The organism is Enterobacter sp. T1-1 (assembly GCF_000710795.1).
GTDB lineage: Bacteria > Pseudomonadota > Gammaproteobacteria > Enterobacterales > Enterobacteriaceae > Enterobacter > Enterobacter cloacae.
In genome coordinates this window covers 106,987-128,344 of record NZ_JALW01000020.1, presented here as the reverse complement: position 1 = coordinate 128,344, position 21,358 = coordinate 106,987, and the positions used below count along the sequence as shown (strand labels likewise).

Below are 21,358 nucleotides of genomic sequence, written 5' to 3'. Positions count from 1 at the left end.
ACTCAGGCGACAGCCTGGCTAACTTTCGGCATGGCGAGACTCAACGCCTGTTGTTCATTCGCCTGTTCATGAAGCAATTCACCGGCGATTTCGCCCTCACGCATCACAACAATGCGGTCGGCCACGCCGAGTACCTCAGGCAGATCGCTGGAGGCGAACAACACCGCCACACCGCGTTTTGCCAGCTCATAGATCACGTTATAAATTTCGTGTTTCGCCCCCACATCGATGCCGCGCGTTGGCTCATCCAGCAAAATGACCTTCATATCCTCCGACAGCCAGCGGCCTAAAATCGCCTTCTGCTGGTTACCGCCGGAGAGATTCATGATCAGCTGTTCCGGGCCCGGGGTTTTGATGTTCAGCGAACGGATATGGTGGTCGGCGTTGCTCTCCTCCCAGCCGTCGTTGATCAGGCAACCGGCGCGAATAAACTTCCGCCGCGCGGAAATATTGATGTTGTCACGTACCGAGTGCACCGGAATAATGCCCTCCGCTTTGCGGTCTTCCGGGCAGAGCATCATCCCGGCCTGGATGGCATGTGCGGGCTTCTGGATATCGACCCGCTGCCCGTCAATGGATACCTGCCCTTCGGTGATGCGCGTACCGCCAAACAGGCCTTTCATTAACTCGCTACGCCCTGCGCCCACCAGACCAAACAGCCCGACAATCTCCCCGCTGCGCACCGAGAGCGAGATCGGCGTTCGCACACCCGGCGCTTTAACGTTTTCCAGCTTCAGGCGCTCAGGGCCGTATTCGCGTGGCTGCCAGTGATAGATATCTCCCAGCTCGCGTCCAACCATCGCCTGAACGAGCTGGTCATGATTGACCTGCTCCATATCGGTAAAGGTGCGCACGTAGCGGCCATCTTTAAAGACGGTGATGGCATCGCTTAAGGCAAAAATCTCTTCCATACGGTGCGAAACATACAAAATAATGCGGCCTTCTTTACGCAGCTCGCGGATCACCCGGAACAGGTTTTCGATTTCACGCGCGGAAAGCGAGCTTGTCGGTTCGTCGAAGGCAATGATCTTGGCGTTACGCGCCAGCGCCTTGGCAATTTCTACCATCTGCCACTGGCCGATGGAGAGATACTTCAGTGGTGTCTGGGGATCGACATCCAGACCCAGATGTTTCAGCTGCAGCCCCGCTTCGTAATTAAGTAGCGACCGGTTTACCACGCCGCTTTTGTGCGGGAGCTGGCCTAAATAGATGTTTTCCGCCACCGTCATCTCAGGGATCAAATGCAGTTCCTGATAGATGATGGCCACCCCGGCGTTGAGCGCAGCGGTGGTATCAGCAAACGCCACCTCTTCTCCGCGAATGGCCAGCGTGCCGGTGGTTGGCGTGTAGTTGCCGCTGAGGATTTTCAACAGCGTGGATTTTCCGGCGCCGTTTTCGCCCATCAGGGCGTGAACCTGACCGGCATAGCAGTCGAAGCTGATATCGGTCAGCGCGTTAACACCGGGAAAGGTTTTCCCGATACCGCGAAAAGAGAGATACGGATCAGACTGTCGCATAACGTCTCCGTGATTCCTGTAGTGTGTACGTCTGGCCCCTCGCGGTTCGCGAGGGGCACAATCACCGCGTATTACTTACCGCCCAGTCCTTTTTTCGCCAGCTCCTCTTTGAAGTTGTCGCGGGTGATCAGCACCACGTCGGTCACTTCAGTAAACTTCGGCGGTTCCACCCCTTTGGTAACCCAGTTGTAGAGCATTTCGCTGGATTTATAGCCGTGCACGTCCGGGCTTGGCAGCAGTGAGCCGTAGAAGCCCGTCGCCTGCGCTTTAGAGAGCTCACTCACCGCGTCAACGCCGTTGATGCCGATACCGATCACATCAGGCGCTTTGAAGCCCTGACCTTCCGTTGCGCGTACACCGCCCAGGACGGTGTTATCGTTCATGCCGACCACCAGCCAGTGCTTCACCTCTGGATGTTGAACCAGCATGGAGTTGGCGGCGTCGAAGGCCCCCGGAATGTCGTTGGATTTTGTCGGCACTTTATAGATCTGTTTTTCCGGGAAGCCGGCCGCTTTCAGCGCGTCCATTGACCCGGTGGTACGACGGCGGGCGGTATCGAGCTCGTCGGCGGTGATAGCCATCACGGCGGTATCTTTCACATCCCAGCCGCGTTTCTGCATCTCTTTATAGAGTTCCTGGCCCTGACGTTCGCCAATTTTGGTGGCCGCCATCATCACCAGCGGCACGCTGTCCATCGGTTTGCCCTTGGCGTTGACGAACTGATCGTCAACTGCAATAACCTTCATGTCGTAACCGCGCGCTTTGGCTGCAATTGCAGAGCCCAGTTTGGGATCCGGCGTACAGATAACGAACCCTTTCGCCCCGCTGGCCGCCAGGCTGTCGATAGCGTTCAGGGTTTTTTCACCGTCAGGCACGGCGATTTTAATGACTTCAAAACCTAAATCTTTCCCGGCCTTATCGGCGAATTTCCATTCGGTCTGGAACCAGGGTTCTTCCGGCTGTTTTACCAAAAAACCGAGTTTTAAATTCTCAGCGATAGCGGATTGTGACATAACGGCAGCCAGACCGATGGCCGCCAGCGCTTTAGTAAATTTGTGCATGGTAAACTCCAGCATTAGCGTTCTTTTCTGTAGGGAATATTTGCGTACTTCTTATTTAATCGGACTTAAAACAAGGCATTAGCGCTTACCTCGTCATAAGCGTTAGTGCTGGTGATAGTTTTAGCGGGAAATTAATCATCCATAAGAGAGCGCCATCACACCGCAGAATTACAGTAATTGCGTACATAAATTCAGCGAAAAATGACATAAAAACGGCAGTATTTGTTGGACAAATGAAACCGAGATAAGCAGAATTATCCATAAGATCAGCTAAGAAATCCCTGATACCCAAACCCCCGCGCTCCGGGCGCGATCGCGGTACGGCGTTACCATCATCGGGAACTGTGTAGGACTGGCGTTGCCGCAAAATATATTTTATGGCGTTATTCTGCGAAAATTGATTTAGCGCAATTTAGTCGGCGCACCATATATTTGAAATAGTTAATCCTGAATTAACGATTTCTCAGAGCATTATTCCGGATCACTATTCCCAGTGGGTAAATATCGATATTAAAATAGGTAAAAACCAGTAATTTCAAGGCATTAGTTAAATCTTATTTTATAACAACATGTTGTTATTTTTGTACTATATTAAATTTTGTAATGTATGGTAAAACGCACCAATTAAGAGTTTTCTTAAACACCGAGCAGGGGTATGCTTATTTATATCGAACACAGGAAGTGATTATTCGGTCGACTTTTGTCACTGCAGAAATGCTTTTCTGCCACTTACTCGTCTTAACCTGCCCGTTCAGGTTTTGTTACGGACATCACACTAACAGTCTATAAGGATATTGGTATGACTACCCAAACGATGATGCAAAAACTCAATGCGCAGATGAACCTGGAGTTCTATGCGTCGAATCTGCACCTCCATTTGAGCGAGTGGTGTTCTGAGAACCGTCTCAACGGTACCGCCACTTTTTTTCGTACCCAGGCACAAAGTAACGTCACCCATATGATGCGCGTCTTTAACTTTTTGAAAGGCGCAGGGGCAAATCCTATCGTCAAAGCCCCGGATGCAATTAATGGGCACTACTCCTCGCTGGAGGAGTTATTCAGGAAAACACTTGAAGAGTATGAGCAACGCTGCGCCACGCTGAATAAACTGGCGGATGAAGCCAGGGCTCAGCATGACAGCGCAACACTGCAGTTCCTGCGCGATATGGACAAAGAGCAGCAGCAGGACGGCATTTTGCTTAAAGCACTGGCGGATGAGCTCCGCAACGCGCAGCAGTCCGGGTTATGCCCGGAACAGACCGACCGTCACCTGCTCGATCTGGTGACAGTGCAGCACCACTAAGCTTTTCGCCTGCTCCCGTTCGGGAGTGGGCCTCTTTTTCACAGCCAACCTCCTGCTTTTTAAAAGATTTAACAAATCAGATCTCGCTCTCAATGATTATCCCTACAACATGTAATGATTTATTTAATTACATAATTAATGACGAGGGAGCATCATGATCACCATTGAGTTTATTGTCATCCTCCTGTGCCTGCTGACAGGCACGCGTTTTGGCGGGATGGGACTGGGGCTGATAAGCGGTATCGGTCTGTTTATTTTGACGTTTATCTTTGGTCTGCAGCCCGGTAAACCGCCGGTTGATGTGATGCTGACCATCCTCGCTGTGATCGGGTGTGCGGCCACCCTGCAGACGGCAGGTGGGCTGAATGTGATGATGCAATTTGCCGAGCGCCTGCTGCGCAAGCATCCTCAGCACATCACCCTCCTCGCCCCCTTTACCACCTGGATGCTGACCTTTCTCTGCGGTACCGGCCATGTGGTGTACACCATGTTCCCGATTATTGCCGATATCGCCCTGAAAAAAGGGATCCGCCCGGAACGTCCGATGGCCGTGGCGTCGGTGGCATCGCAAATGGCGATCACCGCCTCCCCGGTCTCCGTTGCCGTGGTGTCGCTGATTTCCATTCTGGCCGCCCAGCATGGCATTGGACACGCGTGGGGGATCCTTGAAATTCTCGCCGTGTCAGTTCCCGCCTCGCTGTTCGGTGTGACTATTGCCGCCCTGTGGAGTTTACGCCGCGGGAAAGATTTAGCCGATGACATGGAATTCCAGGAAAAGCTGAAAGATCCAAAACAGCGCGAGTTTATCTACGGCGGAACCGAGACGTTGATGAATCAACGTTTTCCGAAACAGGCCTACTGGTCAACGTGGATTTTCTTCGCCGGGATCGCGGTGGTGGTGCTGCTCGGGGCATTGCCTGAACTGCGTCCGGCGTTTGAGGTGAAAGGCAAAATGACGGCGCTGTCGATGAACCTTGTCATTCAGATGATGATGCTCATTGCGGGTGCGGTGATTCTGGTCACCTGCAAGGTCAATGCAGCGACCATTTCTAACGGCGCGGTCTTTAAAGCCGGAATGGTGGCGATTTTCTCGGTGTTCGGCGTCGCGTGGATGAGTGATACCTTTTTCCAGGCGCATCTCGACGAGCTAAAACTGGCGCTGGAAGGGGTCGTGAAAAGCCATCCGTGGACCTACGCCATCGTGCTTTTCCTGGTCTCTAAACTGGTGAACAGCCAGGCGGCAGCGTTGACGGCCGTGGCGCCGATGGGGTTAATGCTGGGTATCGATCCGAAAATGCTGATCGCTTTCTTCCCGGCGTCGTATGGCTATTTTGTTCTGCCTACCTACCCAAGCGATTTGGCCTGCATCGGGTTTGACCGTTCAGGGACAACCCGTATCGGCAAATTTATTATCAACCACAGCTTTATTCTGCCGGGGATAATTGGCGTGAGTTTTGCGTGCGCAGCGAGTTATCTGCTGGTACAGACCTTCTTTTAAACGCTTTCGGGCGACAGGCACTGTCGCCCTTCTCACGTTGCGCGCTATCAGTGAGATTCACCCTGCGGCGTGAATCTCAGCTCAATCAGCGCGATGGCTTTCTGGATCGCCCGAAGCGTAACCGGGTCAGCCGCAGCGGGATGGCTGGAAAAATCGATGTTTTTCAGCTGGGTAGACATCTTCTCACGCACTTCCACCGGCGCGATAACATCTAAGACATCAAGGATCTGTTTGATGACCAGCTGGCATGCGACAACATCAGATACCAGTTCCTGATCGGCGCTCAGGTTTTGAGACATGGGGGTTTCTCCTTATTCAAAGGCCGCCATAGTAACAAAACACGCCCCCTTTCATCTCCTTTCTGGTGGTTGCAGGCACAAAAAAACCTGCCGAAGCAGGTTTTTTTATCAGAACATCGCGCCAGGCGGCACGTCTTTGAAGGTGTTGCAGTAGTTAGCCCACATGCTTTTGAGGATTTTGCGCAGTTTCATTGTGATGCTCCATTAACTTGTTATACAACTTTATCGTCAATGTGCCTATAATATGACCACCATCACAAAAATCAATATTTTTGTGACTCACATCACAATTTTTTCTGCATTCAGCCACGCGGTTAGCCGACAATCTCGCGCACGAAAGCCTCGATCTCTTTGTCCTGGCAGTTTTCAAAGAAGCACTGCTGGAAGCGCTGGCCGGAAACGGAGGTTTTTACCAGCTCAGGATCGATTGCCCGCAGCGTGTCCAGATAGTTCTCTTTGACCACAGCCGCTTTCACCTGATTCAGGATCCCCGCATTACGTACCTGAGGCTCTTTGCGCTCTGGCGGATAACCTTCTCCCTTGCGGCCGGTGAACGCTTTTTCGAAGATAAAGCGAACGTTCAGCTCTGCGCCCCAGCCGAAGCCTTTGGCAAACGGCAGGGCAAGCGCGTTACCGTTGTTTATCTGTGCGAAGAGAAACGCATCTGCAGGGTCGATACAGTAACCGCAGATCACGCCCGGGTGGATGTTCAGCGACATCAACGCCCCCTGGCCCGTTCCACACCCAGTCACCACAAAATCAACGGCCTTCGCATTGAGCAAAATGCTCGCCATGATCCCCAGATGGATATAGGTCAGATGATGGTCATTCTCATCGCTCATGCCAACGTTATACACCGGGAACCCTTTTTCGTCGGCGACCGTTTTTAACTCTTTCAGAATCACTGGATTTTTTGCGGCCTGGCTGTTTTCCATCATCAGTGCGATTTTCATTGTCTCTCTCCTGAATGCGTTGCGGGCGAGCCCATCATGGATACCTTTTCATCTTCACCCTACTATCACACAAACGCACTTTCAAATTAAATGAAAGATTGTTTTAAAAAACCAAAGAGGACTCACATTTTTGTTAATGACAGGTCTGAGCCCGGCCCGTTGCAAAGAGAAAGGGCAGATTGTCCGGCTATTCAGGGCATTGCGGCGGACAGCGAGCGGTACGATAACGTATTTCCCTCCACTCAGAGCGAACCATGAAAAGAGTCTTCGTTGTCGGCACGGTCCTGCTGCTCGCGGGATGTAGCATCAACCGCCAGGCACAGGTGAGCAGTCTGGATGCGCCAAATGGCATAGTCCGCCTTGACTATGGTCAGGCCGCCCTGCAAAACGCCTGGTCTGATGAATATGTGAATAACGGCACCGCAACCAAAGCGTGCCAGGGCATGGGATATGCCACCGCCTCCTCCTATGGGCAGCCCATTAAAACCTGCACCCTGATTAGCGGCTCACTGTGTCTGAACGAGAGCGTGACCATTCAGTACAAATGCATGGGTTATGCTGTTAAACCGGCCACCAGTAATCCGTGGTATTAATCTGCGCTGCCAGTTTTGGCTGGCAGCCCGTTAAAATAAACAATTCTCATTTATAAATATAAATATCGCCAATGCGTTTTATTCCCATTCGTATTTTTAAATAAGCAAATATTTATTTTACGTTTTGCATATAATTAAATAACAAATTATAGTGTCGCTCATTGTGAACCAGAAATAATAAACCGGAGCGTCACCATGCTGAAAACTGAAATGATCGACAAGCTCAATGCACAAATGAATCTTGAGCTTTTTTCCTCCCTGCTCTACCAGCAGATGAGTGCCTGGTGCAGCTATCACAGCTTTGAAGGTGCCGCCGCGTTCCTGCGTCGTCACGCTCAGGAAGAGATGACCCACATGCAGCGTCTCTTTGATTATCTGACAGATACCGGCAGCCTGCCACGCATTGATAACGTGGCATCACCGTTTGCGGAGTATGGCTCACTTGATGAACTCTTCCGCGCTACCTACGAGCACGAGCAGCTGATCACCCAGAAAATTAACGAACTGGTGCATGCGGCAATGACCAGCCAGGATTATCCAACCTTTAATTTCCTGCAGTGGTATGTGGCCGAACAACACGAAGAAGAGAAACTGTTTAAATCGGTTCTGGATAAATTATCGCTGGCCGGTAAAACCGGTGAAGGTCTTTACTTTATTGATAAAGAACTCTCTACGCTTGATACCCAGAATTAATATCGATACGGCGCTGACTCTCAGCGCCGTATTTTTTTACATGCAACCTGCGCAACTGGTGCAGCGCCAGTCATGCGGGTTTACGGCCTGGAAAAAGTACCGGTAGTTTGATGCCTCAAGCGGGATCCCGGCGTCGAAGAATAAATCCGTCAGCCAGTCCACGTTTTCGATTATCCACTCATCCTCTTTTAACCCCTGTGCAAAGGTCTCATCCTCAGGATCGATAATCGAATAAATCGCCCATGTGCCCATATCCTTTTCACGTCGGGATTCCGGCAACGTCAGCGCCGTATTCTGCCAGCTGATGATCCAGTGGCCGTGACATAGCAAATTGCCTCCCCGGCTCCAGGCCGCTGTGAATGGATTTTCACCCGCCATCAGACCCTCATTTTATTTTATGTTTTGCAATTTTTGTTTAAATTACGCCTGATTTTCACGCGATCCTATTGTCCTTATGAAGTAGCCTTACACCTCCGAAGGATCAGAGAGTTACCTGAAGAGCCTCGCCCGGCTAAAATCGTAAAGTTAAAGTTACACTTCTTGTAACGGTGATTTGACGAAATACGGCTTTTCCCTTACTCTGCGCCGCAGATTTTGTCGCGATCGTGAAGCGTTGTAGAGGAAAGCGTGAAAAACAGAACCCTGGGAAGTATTTTTATCGTCGCCGGAACGACGATTGGCGCAGGAATGCTGGCGATGCCGCTGGCCGCCGCGGGCGTCGGATTTGGCATGACATTACTGCTGCTGGGTACGCTCTGGGCATTAATGTGTTACACCGCGCTGTTGCTGCTTGAAGTTTATCAGCACGTCCCCGCCGATACCGGGCTGGGTTCGCTTGCGGCACGCTATCTGGGCCGTTACGGACAGTGGGTGACCGGCTTTAGCATGATGTTTCTGATGTACGCCCTGACCGCTGCGTATATCAGCGGTGCCGGGGAATTGATCGCTTCCAGCGTCAACGACGGGTTCGGTGCTGACATTACGCCAGCGACGGGGGCAATCTTCTTTACGCTCATCGGCGGCGGCGTAGTCTGTGTAGGTACCTCGCTGGTCGATCTGTTTAACCGTTTTTTATTCAGCGCCAAAATTCTTTTTCTGATTGTGATGCTGGTTCTGCTGGCACCGCATGTTCATAAGGTTAACCTGCTGACGCTGCCGCTGGAAAAAGGCCTGGCGCTTTCCGCGATCCCGGTCATTTTTACCTCATTTGGCTTCCACGGCAGTGTGCCAAGCATTGTCAGCTACATGAACGGTGATATTCGCAAGCTTCGCCGCGTGTTTGTTATCGGTAGCGCCATCCCGCTGATTGCCTACATTTTCTGGCAGCTGGTGACGCTGGGCAGTATCGACTCCTCCACCTTTATTGGCTTGATGGCGGAACACGCCGGTCTGAACGGTTTCTTGCTGGCGCTGCGTGAAGTGGTAACTTCTCCACACGTTGAGCTGGCGGTGCATCTGTTTGCCGATCTGGCGCTGGCCACCTCCTTCCTGGGCGTGGCGCTCGGTTTGTTTGATTATCTGGCAGATCTGTTCCAGCGTCGCAATTCCGTCACCGGCCGCTTACAGACAGGGGCGATCACCTTCCTGCCTCCGCTGGCCTTTGCCCTCTTCTACCCGCGCGGGTTTGTCATGGCGCTGGGGTATGCGGGGGTGGCTCTATCCATCCTTGCCCTGCTGCTCCCTTCTCTGCTGGCGTGGAAGAGCCGCCAACAGCATGCCCGGCAAGGGTACCGGGTGGCAGGTGGAAAGCCGCTGCTGTGCATTGTGTTTGCCTGCGGGGTCGTCATTATTCTGGTGCAATTTTTGATTGCGGCGGGAATGCTGCCGGAAGTAGGGTAAAGAAAAGGGGCTATCAACAGCCCCTTTTTTATCAGTGTAAGCAACAGCTCTTAAACTTCTTCCCGCTGCCGCACGGACACGGATCGTTACGCCCGACCTTTGTGCCGTTAACAATCGGTTTCTTCGCTTCCGGCTGCTGTGGGTTAGCAGACCAGTAGTCGTACAAACGCAGCGCCGCTGGCTGGATACGCTCAATGCTGGCGATGTACTCCTCTTCGCTCAGCGCGTCCAGCTTCTCGCTATTCTCTTCTGCGCCGTGAAGCGCGATGACATCCAGATCCGCTTTCAGCTCTTCAGGCAGTGCAGACCAGTCGGTCAACGACACGCCGCGCATATAGCCATAACACCACTCTTCCACCACGGTGTAGCTCTGGCCGTCCACGTCGTTATAACCAAACATCGGCTCAAACTGATCCGGGTATTCGCTCAGGCGCTCAGCAATGTCGTTCATATGCTTAAAGCAGAGATCGATAAAACGGTTCATTTCTCGATCGTTTTTCCAGCGCGGGATATATTTCTCGCCGCCCCATACCGCCACCAGCCAGGTGTCTGGCTCGACAACCACGGGGCCGGAAAGCACTGCCGTAAGCATGCCGTCCAGTTCGGACACGTCAATCACGGACGCATCGTCATGACCGTAAGACATTAACGTCTCTTCCAGCCACGCCATTTCGCTTTCATTTAATGGGCCTTCAGTCATTGCTGACACTCCTGATCAAAAAGGAAAGGATCCTAGCACATATCGTACGCCTTTCCCGGCGGAAGTTACGGGAATTATTGCTGCAAAAACGTGCAAATCGTGACCCTTGCACAACTTATGGGCTTTATTGTTAACGAGATGTGATCTCCGCTGTAATTTCAGTGCGTCCCGCAAGGCTGCGTACAACGGCGCTCTATACTCAACATGTCGCAACGCCGTCAACAGGTTAACCATTCTGGCAACGATTTTGCTTAATCTTCAGCACGCGACACTGCGCATGGAAACCTCGCCGTATTAAGCAGGATGCTGACCGTATCTTGTTCGTAACATCATTTTTCTCGCTCGTGTTTTTGATTGGCTGCGCCGTCGGGCGTTCGGGTTTACACCGTGGTGCAAAAACCTCATTGCTAAGGAACACAATAATGTCGCTGAAATTAATCAGAACTCCTCTTTCTCTTGTGTTGGCCGGTTGTCTGGTGACGGCATTTTCCGCCCGGGCAGATATTGTCATTGGCGTGGCCGGGCCATTTACAGGCCCCAATGCCACCTACGGCGATCAGTACTGGCATGGCGCAACACAGGCAGCAGAGGACATTAACGCCGCAGGCGGGATCAACGGTGAAAAAATTAAGCTGGTTCAGGGAGATGATGCCTGCGAGCCCAAGCAGGCCGTTGCCGTCGCTAACCGTTTAGTCGACCAGGATAAGGTCAACGCGGTGGTCGGTCATTTCTGCTCCTCGTCCACCATGCCCGCCTCTGAGGTGTACAGCGACGCGGGGATCATCGCCATCACGCCTGGCTCCACCAACCCGCAGATTACCGAGCGCGGCATGAGCGATATGTTCCGCATGTGCGGCCGCGATGACCAGCAGGGTCAGGTCGCCAGCGATTTCATTATCGACAAGCTGAAAGCCAAACGGGTGGTGATCATTCACGACAAAGACACCTACGGTCAGGGGCTGGCGGACGCCACCAAAGCCGCACTGGCAAAACGCGGCGTGCAGGACGTGATGTACGAAGGGTTATCCCGCGGTGAAAAAGACTTTAACGCCCTGGTCACCAAAATTGGGGCGCAAAAACCGGATGTCGTCTTCTTCGGGGGCTGTCACCCTGAAGCCGGCCCGCTGGTTCGCCAGATGCGTGAACAGGGCGTGCAGGCAAAATTCTTCTCCGGCGACTGTATTGTCAACGAAGAGATGGTGACCGCGGCGGGAGGACCGCAATATACCAACGGCATCTATATGACCTTCGGTAAAGATCCGCGCCTGATCCCGGACGGTAAAGCGGTAATTGAGAAATTCCGCGCCGGTAAATTCGAACCGGAAGGATACACCCTCTACTCCTATGCCTCCGTGCAGGCTATCGCCGCGGCATTCAAGGCGACGGGCGGCAAGGACTCAGCCAAAGCCAGCGAATGGCTGAAGGCTAATTCCGTCGATACGGTGATGGGCAAAAAAGCCTGGGACAGCAAAGGCGATCTGAAAGTCTCTGACTACGTGGTGTATCAGTGGGACGACAAAGGAAAGTATAAGGAAGTGCCGTAACGGGACGGAGTCACGCTCAACGTCGGCAGGGCCGCCTGCCGACGCAAACAACACATCAGGCTGCGCGGTTTATGCGGCCGTTATAAAGAGCGCGCTAAGATGAGTACATTCTTCCTGCAACAGTTAATTAATGGCTTAACGCTGGGCTCCGTCTACGGACTCATCGCCATCGGTTATACGATGGTGTACGGCATCATCGGGATGATTAACTTCGCCCACGGCGAAGTGTATATGATCTCTGCCTATCTCTGCGCGATTGGCCTGGCGCTGCTCTCCTTCTTCGGCCTGCAGTCGTTCCCTCTACTGATCCTCGGCACGCTGGTATTCACCATCGTGGTCACCGGAGTGTATGGCTGGACCATCGAGCGCATTGCCTATAAACCGCTACGCAACTCCACCCGTCTGGCGCCGCTGATCTCCGCCATCGGCATGTCGCTTATCCTGCAAAATTACGCGCAACTGAGCCAGGGGCCGCGTCAGCAAGGGGTTCCCACCATGCTGGACGGCGTGATTCGTCTGCATCTGGGAGAGGGGTTCGTGCAGATTACCTATACCAAAGTATTCATTCTGGTCGCCTCCTTCGCCGGGATGCTATTGCTCACCTGGATTATCAGCCATACCCGGCTGGGACGCATGTGTCGTGCGGTACAACAGGATCGAAAAATGGCCTCCATTCTGGGGATAAATACCGACAGGATTATTTCTCTGGTATTTGTCATCGGCGCGGCAATGGCCGGTCTGGCGGGGGTGCTCATTACCATGAATTACGGCACCTTTGATTTCTACGTCGGGTTTGTGATTGGTATCAAAGCCTTTACCGCCGCGGTGCTCGGGGGGATCGGCTCTTTGCCCGGCGCGATGCTCGGCGGGCTGATTCTGGGGGTGGCCGAAGCTCAGTTTTCCGGCATGGTGAACTCGGACTACAAAGATGTGTTCTCGTTTGGGCTGCTGGTCATGATCCTGATTTTCCGCCCTCAGGGGCTGCTCGGCCGCCCTGTCGTGGCCAAAGTGTGAAGGAGAAAACGATGACATCACACGGTTTCTCCCTCAAGCGCTGCCTGCTGGACGCGATGTTTTCCGGGCTGATCGCATTGATTATTTTTGGCCCAATTGCGGGCGTGGTACTGGACGGGTATAGCTTTAACTTTGCCGGACAGCGCCTGGCCTGGATGGTTGGCACAGTGATGGTTGGGCGTTTTATGCTGAGCGCTTTTTTAAGTACCGCTGCCGGGGCCCGTTTTCAGGCGCGGTTCGAAGCCGACAGCGCGGGGGTATATGTTCGCCCGCCGGAATACAAAAGCCGTCTGCGCTGGGTTATTCCTCTGGCGATCGCCCTTGCGATCTGCTTCCCGTTTGTCGCCACCAAATACCTGCTGACGGTTGCTATCCTCGGGCTGATTTACGTCCTGCTCGGCCTCGGCCTGAATATCGTCGTGGGTCTGGCCGGACTGCTGGATCTGGGGTATGTCGCCTTCTACGCCATCGGCGCTTACGGGCTGGCGTTGGGGTATCAATATCTGGGACTCGGATTCTGGAGCATGCTGCCGCTGGCGGCAATTATGGCTGCGGCTGCCGGTGCCCTGCTCGGCTTCCCGGTGCTGCGCATGCACGGCGACTACCTGGCGATTGTGACGCTCGGGTTCGGGGAAATTATCCGTCTGGTGCTGAACAACTGGCTAACCTTCACCGGCGGGCCTAATGGCGTGTCAGCGCCGCCGCCTACGTTTTTCGGACTGGAGTTTGGTCGACGCGCCAAAGAAGGTGGCGTGCCATTTCATGAATTTTTCCATCTGACGTACAACCCGAATATGAAGTTTATCTTTATTTACGCGGTGCTGTTTCTGGTGGTGCTGCTGGTGCTTTATATCAAGCATCGTCTGACACGAATGCCAATTGGCCGGGCATGGGAAGCCCTGCGGGAAGATGAAATCGCCTGCCGCTCCATGGGCCTCAACCATGTGCTGGTTAAGCTTTCGGCCTTTACGCTGGGCGCGTCAACGGCCGGGATTGCGGGCGTGTTCTTTGCCACCTATCAGGGTTTTGTGAATCCAACCTCATTCACCTTTTTTGAATCTGCGCTGATCCTCGCCATCGTGGTACTGGGCGGCATGGGCTCCACGCTCGGAGTCGTGCTGGCAGCCTTTGTGCTCACCGTGACACCCGAGTTGTTGCGCAGCTTTGCTGAGTATCGCGTCCTGCTGTTTGGCATGCTGATGGTGGTGATGATGATCTGGCGTCCGCGCGGGTTGATCCGCATTAACCGCAGCGGGTTTGCCGTGCGTAAGGGCGTGGCGCCATGAACGGAACGATTTTAAGCGTAGAGCACCTGATGATGCATTTTGGCGGGATCAAGGCGCTTAATGACGTCAATCTCGACGTGCAGCGCGGTTCAATTACCGCCCTTATCGGCCCAAACGGCGCTGGCAAAACCACCGTCTTTAACTGCCTGACCGGCTTCTATAAAGCGTCCGGCGGGAACATTCTGTTTAATGCACGCAACAGAACGACCAACGTCATTCAGGTACTCGGGCAAAAATTCCAGCCGGACGACTGGATTCACCCTGCACAGTTGGGGCAGCGCCTTTTCTATAAGATGTTTGGCGGGACGCATCTGGTTAACCGCGCCGGGCTGGCACGCACCTTCCAGAACATTCGTCTGTTCCGCGAGATGTCGGTCGTGGAAAACCTGCTGGTCGCACAGCATATGCGCGTTAACCGTAATTTGCTCGCCGGGATCCTCAATACCCCCGCTTACCGACGGGCAGAGAGCGACGCCCTGGACAGGGCCTTCTACTGGCTTGAGGTGGTGGATCTTGTGGAGTGTGCCAATCGCCTGGCGGGCGAGATGTCCTACGGCCAGCAGCGGCGTCTGGAAATCGCGCGCGCCATGTGCACCGGACCAGAGATGATCTGTCTGGATGAACCCGCCGCCGGGCTCAACCCGGTTGAAACGCACAAGCTGAGCAACATCATCCGTTTTCTGCGCGACCACCACGGCATTACGGTACTGTTGATTGAACACGATATGGGAATGGTGATGGAGATTTCGGACGACATCATTGTGCTCGACCATGGAGACGTCATCGCGAGGGGAAAACCCGAGCAGATCCAGCATGATGAAAAAGTGATCGCCGCGTATCTGGGCACCGATGAAAGCGAGGTCAATCTATGAGCGAACCGATGCTGGCCTTTCGCGAGGTGGACGTGTTTTACGGCGTGATCCAGGCGCTGAAACAGGTAACTCTTGAAATAAACAAAGGGGAAACCGTGGCGCTGATAGGCGCTAACGGCGCGGGTAAATCGACATTACTGATGTCTATCTTCGGCCAGCCGCGTATTCGCAGCGGGCAGATCGTATTTTGCGGAGAGGACATTAGCCATAAATCGACCCACTATGTCGCCTCCGAAGGCATTGCCCAGGCGCCGGAAGGACGACGCATTTTTCCCGATATGACCGTGGAGGAGAACCTGCTGATGGGGACCATCCCCATTGGCAGCCAGTTTGCAACGGAAGATATGCACACCATGTTTGACCTCTTCCCTCGCCTCAAAGAGCGGCGTAAACAGCGCGCGATGACCATGTCCGGCGGGGAACAGCAGATGCTGGCCATCGCCCGGGCGCTGATGAGCCGCCCTAAACTCCTGCTTCTGGATGAACCCAGCCTCGGCCTGGCGCCGATTGTGGTGAAACAGATCTTTCAGACGCTGCGCGAACTGGCCCGCAACGGGATGACCATTTTTCTGGTGGAGCAGAATGCGCACCACGCGCTGAAGCTTTCTGACCGCGGCTACGTGATGGTTAACGGGCAGATCCGCCTGAGCGGCAGCGGTGAGGAGTTACTGGGGAATCAGGAGGTGAGGAAGGCGTATTTGGGCGGGGTGTGATGTCAAAGGCTGGTCATTAACTTCTTGAACAGCAGAGCGCGCCAACATTATTTATTTGTTGAATTTCCCTTTATCCCAGCCTTCACCGCGAGCAGTTAAATCGACCGATGGCGCAACCGCTATCCCCTCAGCATCATAAAAAAATGCGGAGGTCGTAAAATCGTATACGGTGCCATGAACGGTGAAAGAGATGTTATTTCCGATTCCATCAACTTTTGCTCGTGGCGTGTTCGCTGTAAGCGTGGGGGCAATGTGCTGTTTTTCGAGTCCCTCCAGGGGATCGCCGTCAAACTTGCTCGCCAAGAAATAGCGGTATACGTCCCCTGTTGTCGTGTCCGGTTCTGCGTATTCAGTGATATATAGCCACGTCCGCGGAGTGAGCTGACGAACCTCGTAAAGCTTGTCTCGCACAGTTAAGCGCTGAATATGCTGTAAATAGCAGTACATCGCGATCATAACGACCATAATCACCGTGGCGGTCCAATGCAGCACTCTAAAAGTGGTGCTGTTTAGCATAGTCTATTCCCTGTTTTATCCAGAACTGATCAATCGGGTCATCGCCGAACGGTGGGCCTTGCATGAAATTTCCCCATTCTTTTCTTGATGTACCCGCTTTCCACTGCGCCGCACCAGCGGCCATATGTAAAATTTCTGCCGGAATGCAAGCAGCATAGCCCACTGCCCCGAAATGAAAGTTACCAAAATCAGCCCACAGCCGATTTTTTTGTTTGTAATCCCACGGCCCACCGTTTCTGACTCGCTGATAAAACCAGATATACGTTAGCGGAGCGGCCATGTCCTGCACTTCGCACCGTGCTCTCGCGAGTCTGATATGTTCCCGTAAAATCTCCAGCCCACGGGGTGGGTAAATTGGTATACATGCCATCCTTGATCTCTGTAGCCATTTAAAGCAGGCAACATAAAAGTAATTGAGAGTGTGTATATTGCTCGAGATCAATTTAATATTTTTATTATTAATATCAATAAGTAACGTAATTTCATTTCAATCATCAATGGCACAATCTGTATTACGCGCTATCCAGTTTTAGCCGTTAATGACCGTTTAATCATCAAAAAGGAGTTTTTGAAATGGCTATTCCTGCTTACTTATGGCTTAAGGATGACGGTGGTGAGGATATCAAAGGATCTGTTGATATTTTAGATCGTGAAGGGAGCATTGAAGTGCTTTCCTTTAGCCACGGCTTATTGGTTCCGACCGATAACGGGACGGGCAAAATAACCGGTACGCGCCTCCATGCGCCTCTCGTAATCGAAAAAGAGTTTGATAGCTCGAGTCCGTACCTCTACAAAGCGGTAGCAACAGGTCAGACGCTAAGAAGTGCAGAGATCAAATGGTATAAAATCAACGATGCAGGACAAGAAGTTGAATACTTCAATATGTTGCTTGAAAACGTCCGGATAGTCAGTATTAACCCCGTTATGCATAACTGCAAAGAGCCAGCATTACAGATACACAATCACAACGAAGGTATACAGCTCCGCTATGAGCGTATCACCTGGAAGTACTGCGACGGGAATGTCCAATACTCGGACGCATGGAACGAGCGCGTTACAGTCTAATGCAGGGCGGTTAATCCGCCTTATTTTTTGCACCCACTCTTGCATTCATACCAGGAAAAGCAAATTTCAAACACAAAAAAACCACCTTTCGGTGGTTTCACGACACTGCTTATTGCTTTGATTATTCTTTGTTTCCCATGGTACCCGGAGTGGGACTTGAACCCACACAGCGCGAACGCCGAGGGATTTTAAATCCCTTGTGTCTACCGATTCCACCATCCGGGCTCGGGAAGAAAGTGGAGGCGCGTTCCGGAGTCGAACCGGACTAGACGGATTTGCAATCCGCTACATAACCGCTTTGCTAACGCGCCGTAAAACTTTTTTAAACTGACACCCGCTATTGCGCATGTCTTTAATCTGGAGCGGGAAACGAGACTCGAACTCGCGACCCCGACCTTGGCAAGGTCGTGCTCTACCAACTGAGCTATTCCCGCATGTCATCAAGTTAACTGCTAACCACTTGATTTCATTATCGTCCGGCTAACTGTGCCGCCGTTCGATGCGTTGCATTCTACTGATATGACGTGATGAGTCAACGTTATTTTTTGCATCCCCGGATCGTTTGCTGAAAATTACGGCGAAACGATCACTGTTCAAGCAAATCTCCGCGCGCCGCGTTCAAATATTGCAGCATTGACCACAGGGTCAGCACCGCGGCAACCCACAGCAGGCCGATTCCCGCCCACTCTACCCAGGCGTTCGGACGCCACAGCATCCAGACCAGCGCCGCCATTTGCGCAGTGGTTTTCACTTTACCAATCCAGGATACCGCCACGCTGCTGCGTTTACCCAGTTCAGCCATCCATTCACGCAGTGCAGAGATGATGATCTCGCGTCCAATCATGGTGGCGGCTGGCAGTGTCACCCACCAGGTATGGTAATGTTCAGCCACCAGCACCATGGCAATAGCCACCATCACTTTATCGGCCACCGGATCGAGGAAAGCACCAAAACGGGTGCTTTGGTTCCAGCGGCGCGCCAGATAACCATCAAACCAGTCGGTGACCGCGGCAATCAGGAAAATCAGCGCACAGGCAAAAGGGGCCCAGACAAACGGCAGATAAAACGCGAGTACAAAGAACGGGATAAGCACGACGCGAAAGAGAGTGAGCAACGTAGGGATGTTATATTGCATAATGACGGTAACTATTTGTTGTCAGTAAAATTTAGCTCTATGTTGCTACAGAGCCCTCAATGTTTCAACGAGTAGTAGATCTTTTCTGCCAGCCCTTGCGAAATACCCGGCACTTTTGCAATTTCCTCCATGCTGGCGTTGAGTAATCCTTGCAATCCGCCCATATACTTCAGCAGCATCTGGCGACGTTTTGGCCCAACGCCTTCAATGGTCTCCAGCGTGCTGGTGTTTTTCACCTTCGCCCGTTTTTTACGGTGACCGCTAATGGCGTGATCGTGTGACTCATCGCGAATATGCTGAATAACATGCAGCGCCGGGGAATCCGGCGGCAGGCTAAAGCCCTCACCTTCCGGCTCGAAGAATAGCGTCTCCAGCCCGGCTTTACGATCGGCCCCTTTTGCCACCCCCAACAGCAGGGGATGGTTTTTATCCCAGCTGACATCCAGGGATTCAAAGACCGCCTTCGCCTGGCCGAGCTGCCCTTTCCCGCCGTCAATCAGGATCACATCCGGGATCTTGCTCTCTTCAATGGCTTTACCATAGCGACGACGCAGCACCTGATTCATTGCCGCATAGTCATCCCCCGGGGTGATCCCAGTGATGTTGTAGCGACGATACTCAGCACGCAGCGGACCGTTCGCATCGAACACCACGCAGGAGGCAACGGTCTGCTCCCCCATGGTATGGCTGATGTCGAAACACTCCATGCGTTTCACTTCCGGCAATTTCAGAAGCGTCGCCAGAGCCGTTAAACGCTGGCTCACCGTCGACTGCTGGGAAAGTTTGGTGCTGAGCGCTGTCGCGGCATTGGTACGCGCCAGCTTCAGATAACGCGCACGGTCGCCGCGCGGTTTGGTCTGGACATTCACCCGGCGTCCCGCCAGCTCGGATAAGGAATCGGCCAGCAGGGTTTTATCGGCAAGGTTAAAATCAAGCAGGATCTCCGACGGCAGCGTGCGCATCTGGCTCCCCTGCAGATAAAACTGGCCGACAAAAGTCTCAACCACTTCACCCAGCTCCGTACCGCCTGGTACTTTCGGGAAATAGCTGCGGCTGCCGAGCACTTTGCCCTGACGAATAAACAGCACATGCACACAGGCCAGACCGGCATCAAAGGCAACGCCGATCACGTCGAGATCGTCACCGGTGTTCGAAACAAACTGTTTCTCCGTCACCCGGCGCACCGCCTGAATCTGGTCACGTATGCGCGCGGCCTCTTCAAACTCCAGCGCGGCGCTGGCTTTCTCCATACGGGCAATCAGTTGGGTCAGGACCTGATCGTCTTTACCGGCTAAAAACAGGCGCACGTACTCAACCTGCTGCGCGTACTCTTCTTCACTCACCAGCCCGGCGACGCAGGGCCCCAGGCAGCGGCCAATCTGGTACTGAAGGCACGGGCGCGAGCGGTTACGGTAGACACTGTTTTCGCACTGACGAACAGGAAAGATTTTTTGCAGCAGCGCCAGCGTCTCACGCACGGCATAGCCGTTAGGAAACGGCCCAAAGTATTCACCCTTCGCATGTTTCGCACCACGGTGCATCGCGAGCCGGGGATGGGTATCACCGCTCAGAAAAATAAACGGGTAGGATTTATCATCCCGCAGCAGAACGTTATAGCGCGGCTGATAGAGCTTAATATAGTTGTGCTCAAGCAGGAGTGCTTCTGTCTCCGTATGGGTGACGGTGACATCAATATTCTGGATGAGCGCGACCAGCGCTTCAGTCTTACGGGAGGCAAGGTTGCTGCGAAAATAGCTGGAGAGGCGTTTCTTGAGATCTTTCGCCTTCCCCACGTAGATAACCGTACCGCCAGCGTCATACATGCGATAAACGCCAGGCTGGCTGGTCACGGTTTTCAGAAATGCTTTTGAATCAAATACATCACTCACTGACTTAATAACGTCTCCGCATTACACAGACCATGACGGATGGCAAGATGAGTCAGTTCAACATCACCGTGGATGTTCAGTTTACTGAACATCCGATAACGATAGCTGTTCACCGTTTTCGGGCTGAGATTCAGTTGCTCCGAGATCTCATTTACCTTCTGGCCTTTGGTGATCATCAGCATAATCTGCAATTCACGCTCAGACAAACTGGCAAACGGAGATTCGGTTTTCTCCGGCTCAATCTGGCTCAGCGCCATTTGTTGCGCAATGTCAGAAGCAATGTAACGCTGGCCGGCAAAGACGGAACGAATCGCGTTCACCACTTCCTGCGGCGCGGCGCCTTTACTGAGGTAACCTGCCGCCCCTGCCTGCATCACCTTCGCAGGAAGCGGGTTTTCGGTATGTACGGTCAGCATGATGACTTTTGTGTCAACAAAGGTACGCGCGATTTTGCGTGTTGCTTCAAGCCCACCGATACCGGGCATGTTCATATCCATCAGCACCACATCGGCTGAATTGGTGCGGCACCATTTAACGGCATCTTCGCCACAGCACGCCTCACCGGCAACTTTAATACCTTTTATATCTTCAAGAATGCGTCGTATCCCTGCGCGCACCAGTTCGTGGTCATCAACAAGAAGGACGTTGATCAAAGGGAATGTCTCCAGAATAGGGATAACGCTACTGAGTGATAATTGGCTTTATATTAACGTTTTTCCTCACAAGATTAAAACGTTAAAAAACCGGCTATTCGATTTCGCTCGCGTTTTTGGAAATTAGCCTGTACAGATGCTGGAAAGAAAGCCCGCGCGGTGAGCGCTTGTACGGCTTTTTTTAAGCATCTGTATTCAAAAAGTTACAAAAATCG

The 21,358-nt window shown here is 52.8% G+C and carries 23 protein-coding genes and 3 tRNA genes; 11 read left to right on the top strand and 15 right to left on the bottom strand.

Annotated elements, in window-relative coordinates:
* Positions 1 to 2 precede the first annotated feature (2 nt).
* Together araG and araF are read right to left on the bottom strand one after the other, a co-directional pair.
* Entirely contained in the window at positions 3 to 1,517 is a 1,515-nt protein-coding gene (araG, locus tag AK59_RS0108890) for an L-arabinose ABC transporter ATP-binding protein AraG (RefSeq protein ID WP_013096045.1), read from the bottom strand.
* Positions 1,518 to 1,588: 71 nt separating this feature from the next.
* Positions 1,589 to 2,578 (bottom strand): arabinose ABC transporter substrate-binding protein AraF, encoded by a 990-nt coding sequence (gene araF, locus AK59_RS0108885; protein WP_028027935.1) that lies wholly within the window; start codon positions 2,576 to 2,578, stop codon positions 1,589 to 1,591.
* A gap of 799 nt (positions 2,579 to 3,377) precedes the next feature.
* Between araF and AK59_RS0108880 the strand changes: the two genes are divergently transcribed.
* Complete coding sequence (locus tag AK59_RS0108880; RefSeq protein WP_020687625.1) at positions 3,378 to 3,881, top strand: non-heme ferritin-like protein; 504 nt, start codon at positions 3,378 to 3,380, stop codon at positions 3,879 to 3,881.
* Positions 3,882 to 4,035: 154 nt separating this feature from the next.
* Entirely contained in the window at positions 4,036 to 5,379 is a 1,344-nt protein-coding gene (locus AK59_RS0108875) for an anaerobic C4-dicarboxylate transporter (RefSeq protein ID WP_029882591.1), read from the top strand.
* Positions 5,380 to 5,426: 47 nt separating this feature from the next.
* Here the strand turns inward: AK59_RS0108875 and AK59_RS0108870 are convergent, their stop codons facing one another.
* The 3 genes from AK59_RS0108870 to AK59_RS0108860 form a co-directional block, all read right to left on the bottom strand.
* Positions 5,427 to 5,678 carry a DUF2766 family protein gene (locus AK59_RS0108870; protein WP_020687624.1) on the bottom strand — a complete coding sequence of 84 codons (252 nt, stop codon included), beginning with the start codon at positions 5,676 to 5,678 and terminating at the stop codon, positions 5,427 to 5,429.
* A gap of 108 nt (positions 5,679 to 5,786) precedes the next feature.
* A complete protein-coding gene (azuC, locus tag AK59_RS1000000124930; protein WP_014832437.1) occupies positions 5,787 to 5,870 on the bottom strand; it encodes a stress response protein AzuC in 84 nt (27 codons plus the stop codon).
* Between the two features lie 122 nt (positions 5,871 to 5,992).
* Entirely contained in the window at positions 5,993 to 6,631 is a 639-nt protein-coding gene (locus tag AK59_RS0108860) for an RpiB/LacA/LacB family sugar-phosphate isomerase (protein WP_029882590.1), read from the bottom strand.
* Between the two features lie 254 nt (positions 6,632 to 6,885).
* Here AK59_RS0108860 and yecR point away from each other — a divergent pair, with 254 nt between their 5' ends.
* Together yecR and ftnA are read left to right on the top strand one after the other, a co-directional pair.
* Positions 6,886 to 7,224, top strand: coding sequence for a YecR family lipoprotein (yecR, locus tag AK59_RS0108855; protein WP_013096039.1), 339 nt, complete (start codon positions 6,886 to 6,888; stop codon positions 7,222 to 7,224).
* A gap of 195 nt (positions 7,225 to 7,419) precedes the next feature.
* Positions 7,420 to 7,917, top strand: coding sequence for a non-heme ferritin (ftnA, locus tag AK59_RS0108850; RefSeq protein WP_013096038.1), 498 nt, complete (start codon positions 7,420 to 7,422; stop codon positions 7,915 to 7,917).
* 36 nt (positions 7,918 to 7,953) lie between these two features.
* Here ftnA and AK59_RS0108845 read toward each other — a convergent pair whose 3' ends face one another.
* Positions 7,954 to 8,295, bottom strand: coding sequence for a hypothetical protein (locus AK59_RS0108845; RefSeq protein ID WP_029882589.1), 342 nt, complete (start codon positions 8,293 to 8,295; stop codon positions 7,954 to 7,956).
* A gap of 249 nt (positions 8,296 to 8,544) precedes the next feature.
* On the opposite strand from AK59_RS0108845, the gene tyrP reads away from it, so the two are divergent.
* Positions 8,545 to 9,756, top strand: a complete 1,212-nt coding sequence (gene tyrP, locus AK59_RS0108840) for a tyrosine transporter TyrP (protein ID WP_029882588.1) — start codon at positions 8,545 to 8,547, stop codon at positions 9,754 to 9,756.
* 31 nt (positions 9,757 to 9,787) lie between these two features.
* On the opposite strand, the gene AK59_RS0108835 is transcribed toward tyrP, so the two are convergent.
* Positions 9,788 to 10,456, bottom strand: coding sequence for a YecA/YgfB family protein (locus tag AK59_RS0108835; RefSeq protein WP_029882587.1), 669 nt, complete (start codon positions 10,454 to 10,456; stop codon positions 9,788 to 9,790).
* A 422-nt stretch (positions 10,457 to 10,878) separates the two neighbouring features.
* Here AK59_RS0108835 and AK59_RS0108830 point away from each other — a divergent pair, with 422 nt between their 5' ends.
* The 5 genes from AK59_RS0108830 (at position 10,879) to AK59_RS0108810 (ending at position 15,885) form a co-directional block, all read left to right on the top strand.
* Entirely contained in the window at positions 10,879 to 12,000 is a 1,122-nt protein-coding gene (locus AK59_RS0108830; protein ID WP_029882586.1) for a branched-chain amino acid ABC transporter substrate-binding protein, read from the top strand.
* Between the two features lie 99 nt (positions 12,001 to 12,099).
* Positions 12,100 to 13,014, top strand: a complete 915-nt coding sequence (locus AK59_RS0108825) for an ABC transporter permease subunit (protein ID WP_020687620.1) — start codon at positions 12,100 to 12,102, stop codon at positions 13,012 to 13,014.
* A gap of 11 nt (positions 13,015 to 13,025) precedes the next feature.
* The gene (livM, locus tag AK59_RS0108820) at positions 13,026 to 14,300 is read left to right on the top strand and encodes a high-affinity branched-chain amino acid ABC transporter permease LivM (protein ID WP_029882585.1); all 1,275 of its coding nucleotides are present in this window, start codon (positions 13,026 to 13,028) and stop codon (positions 14,298 to 14,300) included.
* The gene (locus AK59_RS0108815; RefSeq protein WP_029882584.1) at positions 14,297 to 15,172 is read left to right on the top strand and encodes an ABC transporter ATP-binding protein; all 876 of its coding nucleotides are present in this window, start codon (positions 14,297 to 14,299) and stop codon (positions 15,170 to 15,172) included. Before livM ends, AK59_RS0108815 begins: the two co-directional genes overlap by 4 nt.
* Positions 15,169 to 15,885 carry an ABC transporter ATP-binding protein gene (locus AK59_RS0108810; protein ID WP_029882583.1) on the top strand — a complete coding sequence of 239 codons (717 nt, stop codon included), beginning with the start codon at positions 15,169 to 15,171 and terminating at the stop codon, positions 15,883 to 15,885. The genes AK59_RS0108815 and AK59_RS0108810 overlap by 4 nt, the downstream gene beginning before the upstream one ends.
* Before the next feature lie 51 nt (positions 15,886 to 15,936).
* Here AK59_RS0108810 and AK59_RS0108805 read toward each other — a convergent pair whose 3' ends face one another.
* Positions 15,937 to 16,401 (bottom strand): hypothetical protein, encoded by a 465-nt coding sequence (locus AK59_RS0108805; RefSeq protein ID WP_029882582.1) that lies wholly within the window; start codon positions 16,399 to 16,401, stop codon positions 15,937 to 15,939.
* Positions 16,379 to 16,681 carry a polymorphic toxin type 44 domain-containing protein gene (locus AK59_RS0108800; protein WP_226834736.1) on the bottom strand — a complete coding sequence of 101 codons (303 nt, stop codon included), beginning with the start codon at positions 16,679 to 16,681 and terminating at the stop codon, positions 16,379 to 16,381. Before AK59_RS0108800 ends, AK59_RS0108805 begins: the two co-directional genes overlap by 23 nt.
* 293 nt (positions 16,682 to 16,974) lie before the next feature.
* On the opposite strand from AK59_RS0108800, the gene AK59_RS0108795 reads away from it, so the two are divergent.
* Positions 16,975 to 17,466: an Hcp family type VI secretion system effector gene (locus AK59_RS0108795; protein WP_029882580.1), complete on the top strand. Its 492-nt coding sequence runs from the start codon at positions 16,975 to 16,977 to the stop codon at positions 17,464 to 17,466.
* Between the two features lie 138 nt (positions 17,467 to 17,604).
* Here the strand turns inward: AK59_RS0108795 and AK59_RS0108790 are convergent.
* From AK59_RS0108790 to uvrY, 6 genes are all read right to left on the bottom strand, one after another.
* Positions 17,605 to 17,691 (bottom strand) — tRNA-Leu (locus AK59_RS0108790).
* Between the two features lie 12 nt (positions 17,692 to 17,703).
* A tRNA-Cys gene (locus AK59_RS0108785) sits at positions 17,704 to 17,777 on the bottom strand.
* Between the two features lie 47 nt (positions 17,778 to 17,824).
* A tRNA-Gly gene (locus AK59_RS0108780) sits at positions 17,825 to 17,900 on the bottom strand.
* Between the two features lie 152 nt (positions 17,901 to 18,052).
* On the bottom strand, positions 18,053 to 18,601 hold the full coding sequence (gene pgsA, locus AK59_RS0108775) for a CDP-diacylglycerol--glycerol-3-phosphate 3-phosphatidyltransferase (RefSeq protein ID WP_029882579.1): 549 nt from the start codon (positions 18,599 to 18,601) through the stop codon (positions 18,053 to 18,055).
* 56 nt (positions 18,602 to 18,657) lie between these two features.
* Complete coding sequence (gene uvrC, locus AK59_RS0108770; protein WP_013096027.1) at positions 18,658 to 20,490, bottom strand: excinuclease ABC subunit UvrC; 1,833 nt, start codon at positions 20,488 to 20,490, stop codon at positions 18,658 to 18,660.
* A complete protein-coding gene (gene uvrY / locus AK59_RS0108765) occupies positions 20,487 to 21,143 on the bottom strand; it encodes a UvrY/SirA/GacA family response regulator transcription factor (protein ID WP_013096026.1) in 657 nt (218 codons plus the stop codon). Before uvrY ends, uvrC begins: the two co-directional genes overlap by 4 nt.
* Positions 21,144 to 21,358: the final 215 nt, after the last annotated feature.

Excerpts from the sequence above, each read along its gene's own strand:
- ftnA (WP_013096038.1), top strand. The coding sequence starts at position 7,420 with ATGCTGAAAACTGAAATGATCGACAAGCTCAATGCACAAATGAATCTT.
- AK59_RS0108800 (WP_226834736.1), bottom strand. The coding sequence starts at position 16,681 with ATGGCCGCTCCGCTAACGTATATCTGGTTTTATCAGCGAGTCAGAAAC.
- AK59_RS0108815 (WP_029882584.1), top strand. The coding sequence starts at position 14,297 with ATGAACGGAACGATTTTAAGCGTAGAGCACCTGATGATGCATTTTGGC.
- AK59_RS0108845 (WP_029882589.1), bottom strand. The coding sequence starts at position 8,295 with ATGGCGGGTGAAAATCCATTCACAGCGGCCTGGAGCCGGGGAGGCAAT.
- AK59_RS0108825 (WP_020687620.1), top strand. The coding sequence starts at position 12,100 with ATGAGTACATTCTTCCTGCAACAGTTAATTAATGGCTTAACGCTGGGC.
- AK59_RS0108830 (WP_029882586.1), top strand. The coding sequence starts at position 10,879 with ATGTCGCTGAAATTAATCAGAACTCCTCTTTCTCTTGTGTTGGCCGGT.
- azuC (WP_014832437.1), bottom strand. The coding sequence starts at position 5,870 with ATGAAACTGCGCAAAATCCTCAAAAGCATGTGGGCTAACTACTGCAAC.
- AK59_RS0108880 (WP_020687625.1), top strand. The coding sequence starts at position 3,378 with ATGACTACCCAAACGATGATGCAAAAACTCAATGCGCAGATGAACCTG.
- AK59_RS0108870 (WP_020687624.1), bottom strand. The coding sequence starts at position 5,678 with ATGTCTCAAAACCTGAGCGCCGATCAGGAACTGGTATCTGATGTTGTC.
- AK59_RS0108835 (WP_029882587.1), bottom strand. The coding sequence starts at position 10,456 with ATGACTGAAGGCCCATTAAATGAAAGCGAAATGGCGTGGCTGGAAGAG.
- AK59_RS0108810 (WP_029882583.1), top strand. The coding sequence starts at position 15,169 with ATGAGCGAACCGATGCTGGCCTTTCGCGAGGTGGACGTGTTTTACGGC.
- araG (WP_013096045.1), bottom strand. The coding sequence starts at position 1,517 with ATGCGACAGTCTGATCCGTATCTCTCTTTTCGCGGTATCGGGAAAACC.
- yecR (WP_013096039.1), top strand. The coding sequence starts at position 6,886 with ATGAAAAGAGTCTTCGTTGTCGGCACGGTCCTGCTGCTCGCGGGATGT.
- AK59_RS0108875 (WP_029882591.1), top strand. The coding sequence starts at position 4,036 with ATGATCACCATTGAGTTTATTGTCATCCTCCTGTGCCTGCTGACAGGC.
- livM (WP_029882585.1), top strand. The coding sequence starts at position 13,026 with ATGACATCACACGGTTTCTCCCTCAAGCGCTGCCTGCTGGACGCGATG.
- AK59_RS0108805 (WP_029882582.1), bottom strand. The coding sequence starts at position 16,401 with ATGCTAAACAGCACCACTTTTAGAGTGCTGCATTGGACCGCCACGGTG.
- AK59_RS0108795 (WP_029882580.1), top strand. The coding sequence starts at position 16,975 with ATGGCTATTCCTGCTTACTTATGGCTTAAGGATGACGGTGGTGAGGAT.
- pgsA (WP_029882579.1), bottom strand. The coding sequence starts at position 18,601 with ATGCAATATAACATCCCTACGTTGCTCACTCTCTTTCGCGTCGTGCTT.
- araF (WP_028027935.1), bottom strand. The coding sequence starts at position 2,578 with ATGCACAAATTTACTAAAGCGCTGGCGGCCATCGGTCTGGCTGCCGTT.
- AK59_RS0108860 (WP_029882590.1), bottom strand. The coding sequence starts at position 6,631 with ATGAAAATCGCACTGATGATGGAAAACAGCCAGGCCGCAAAAAATCCA.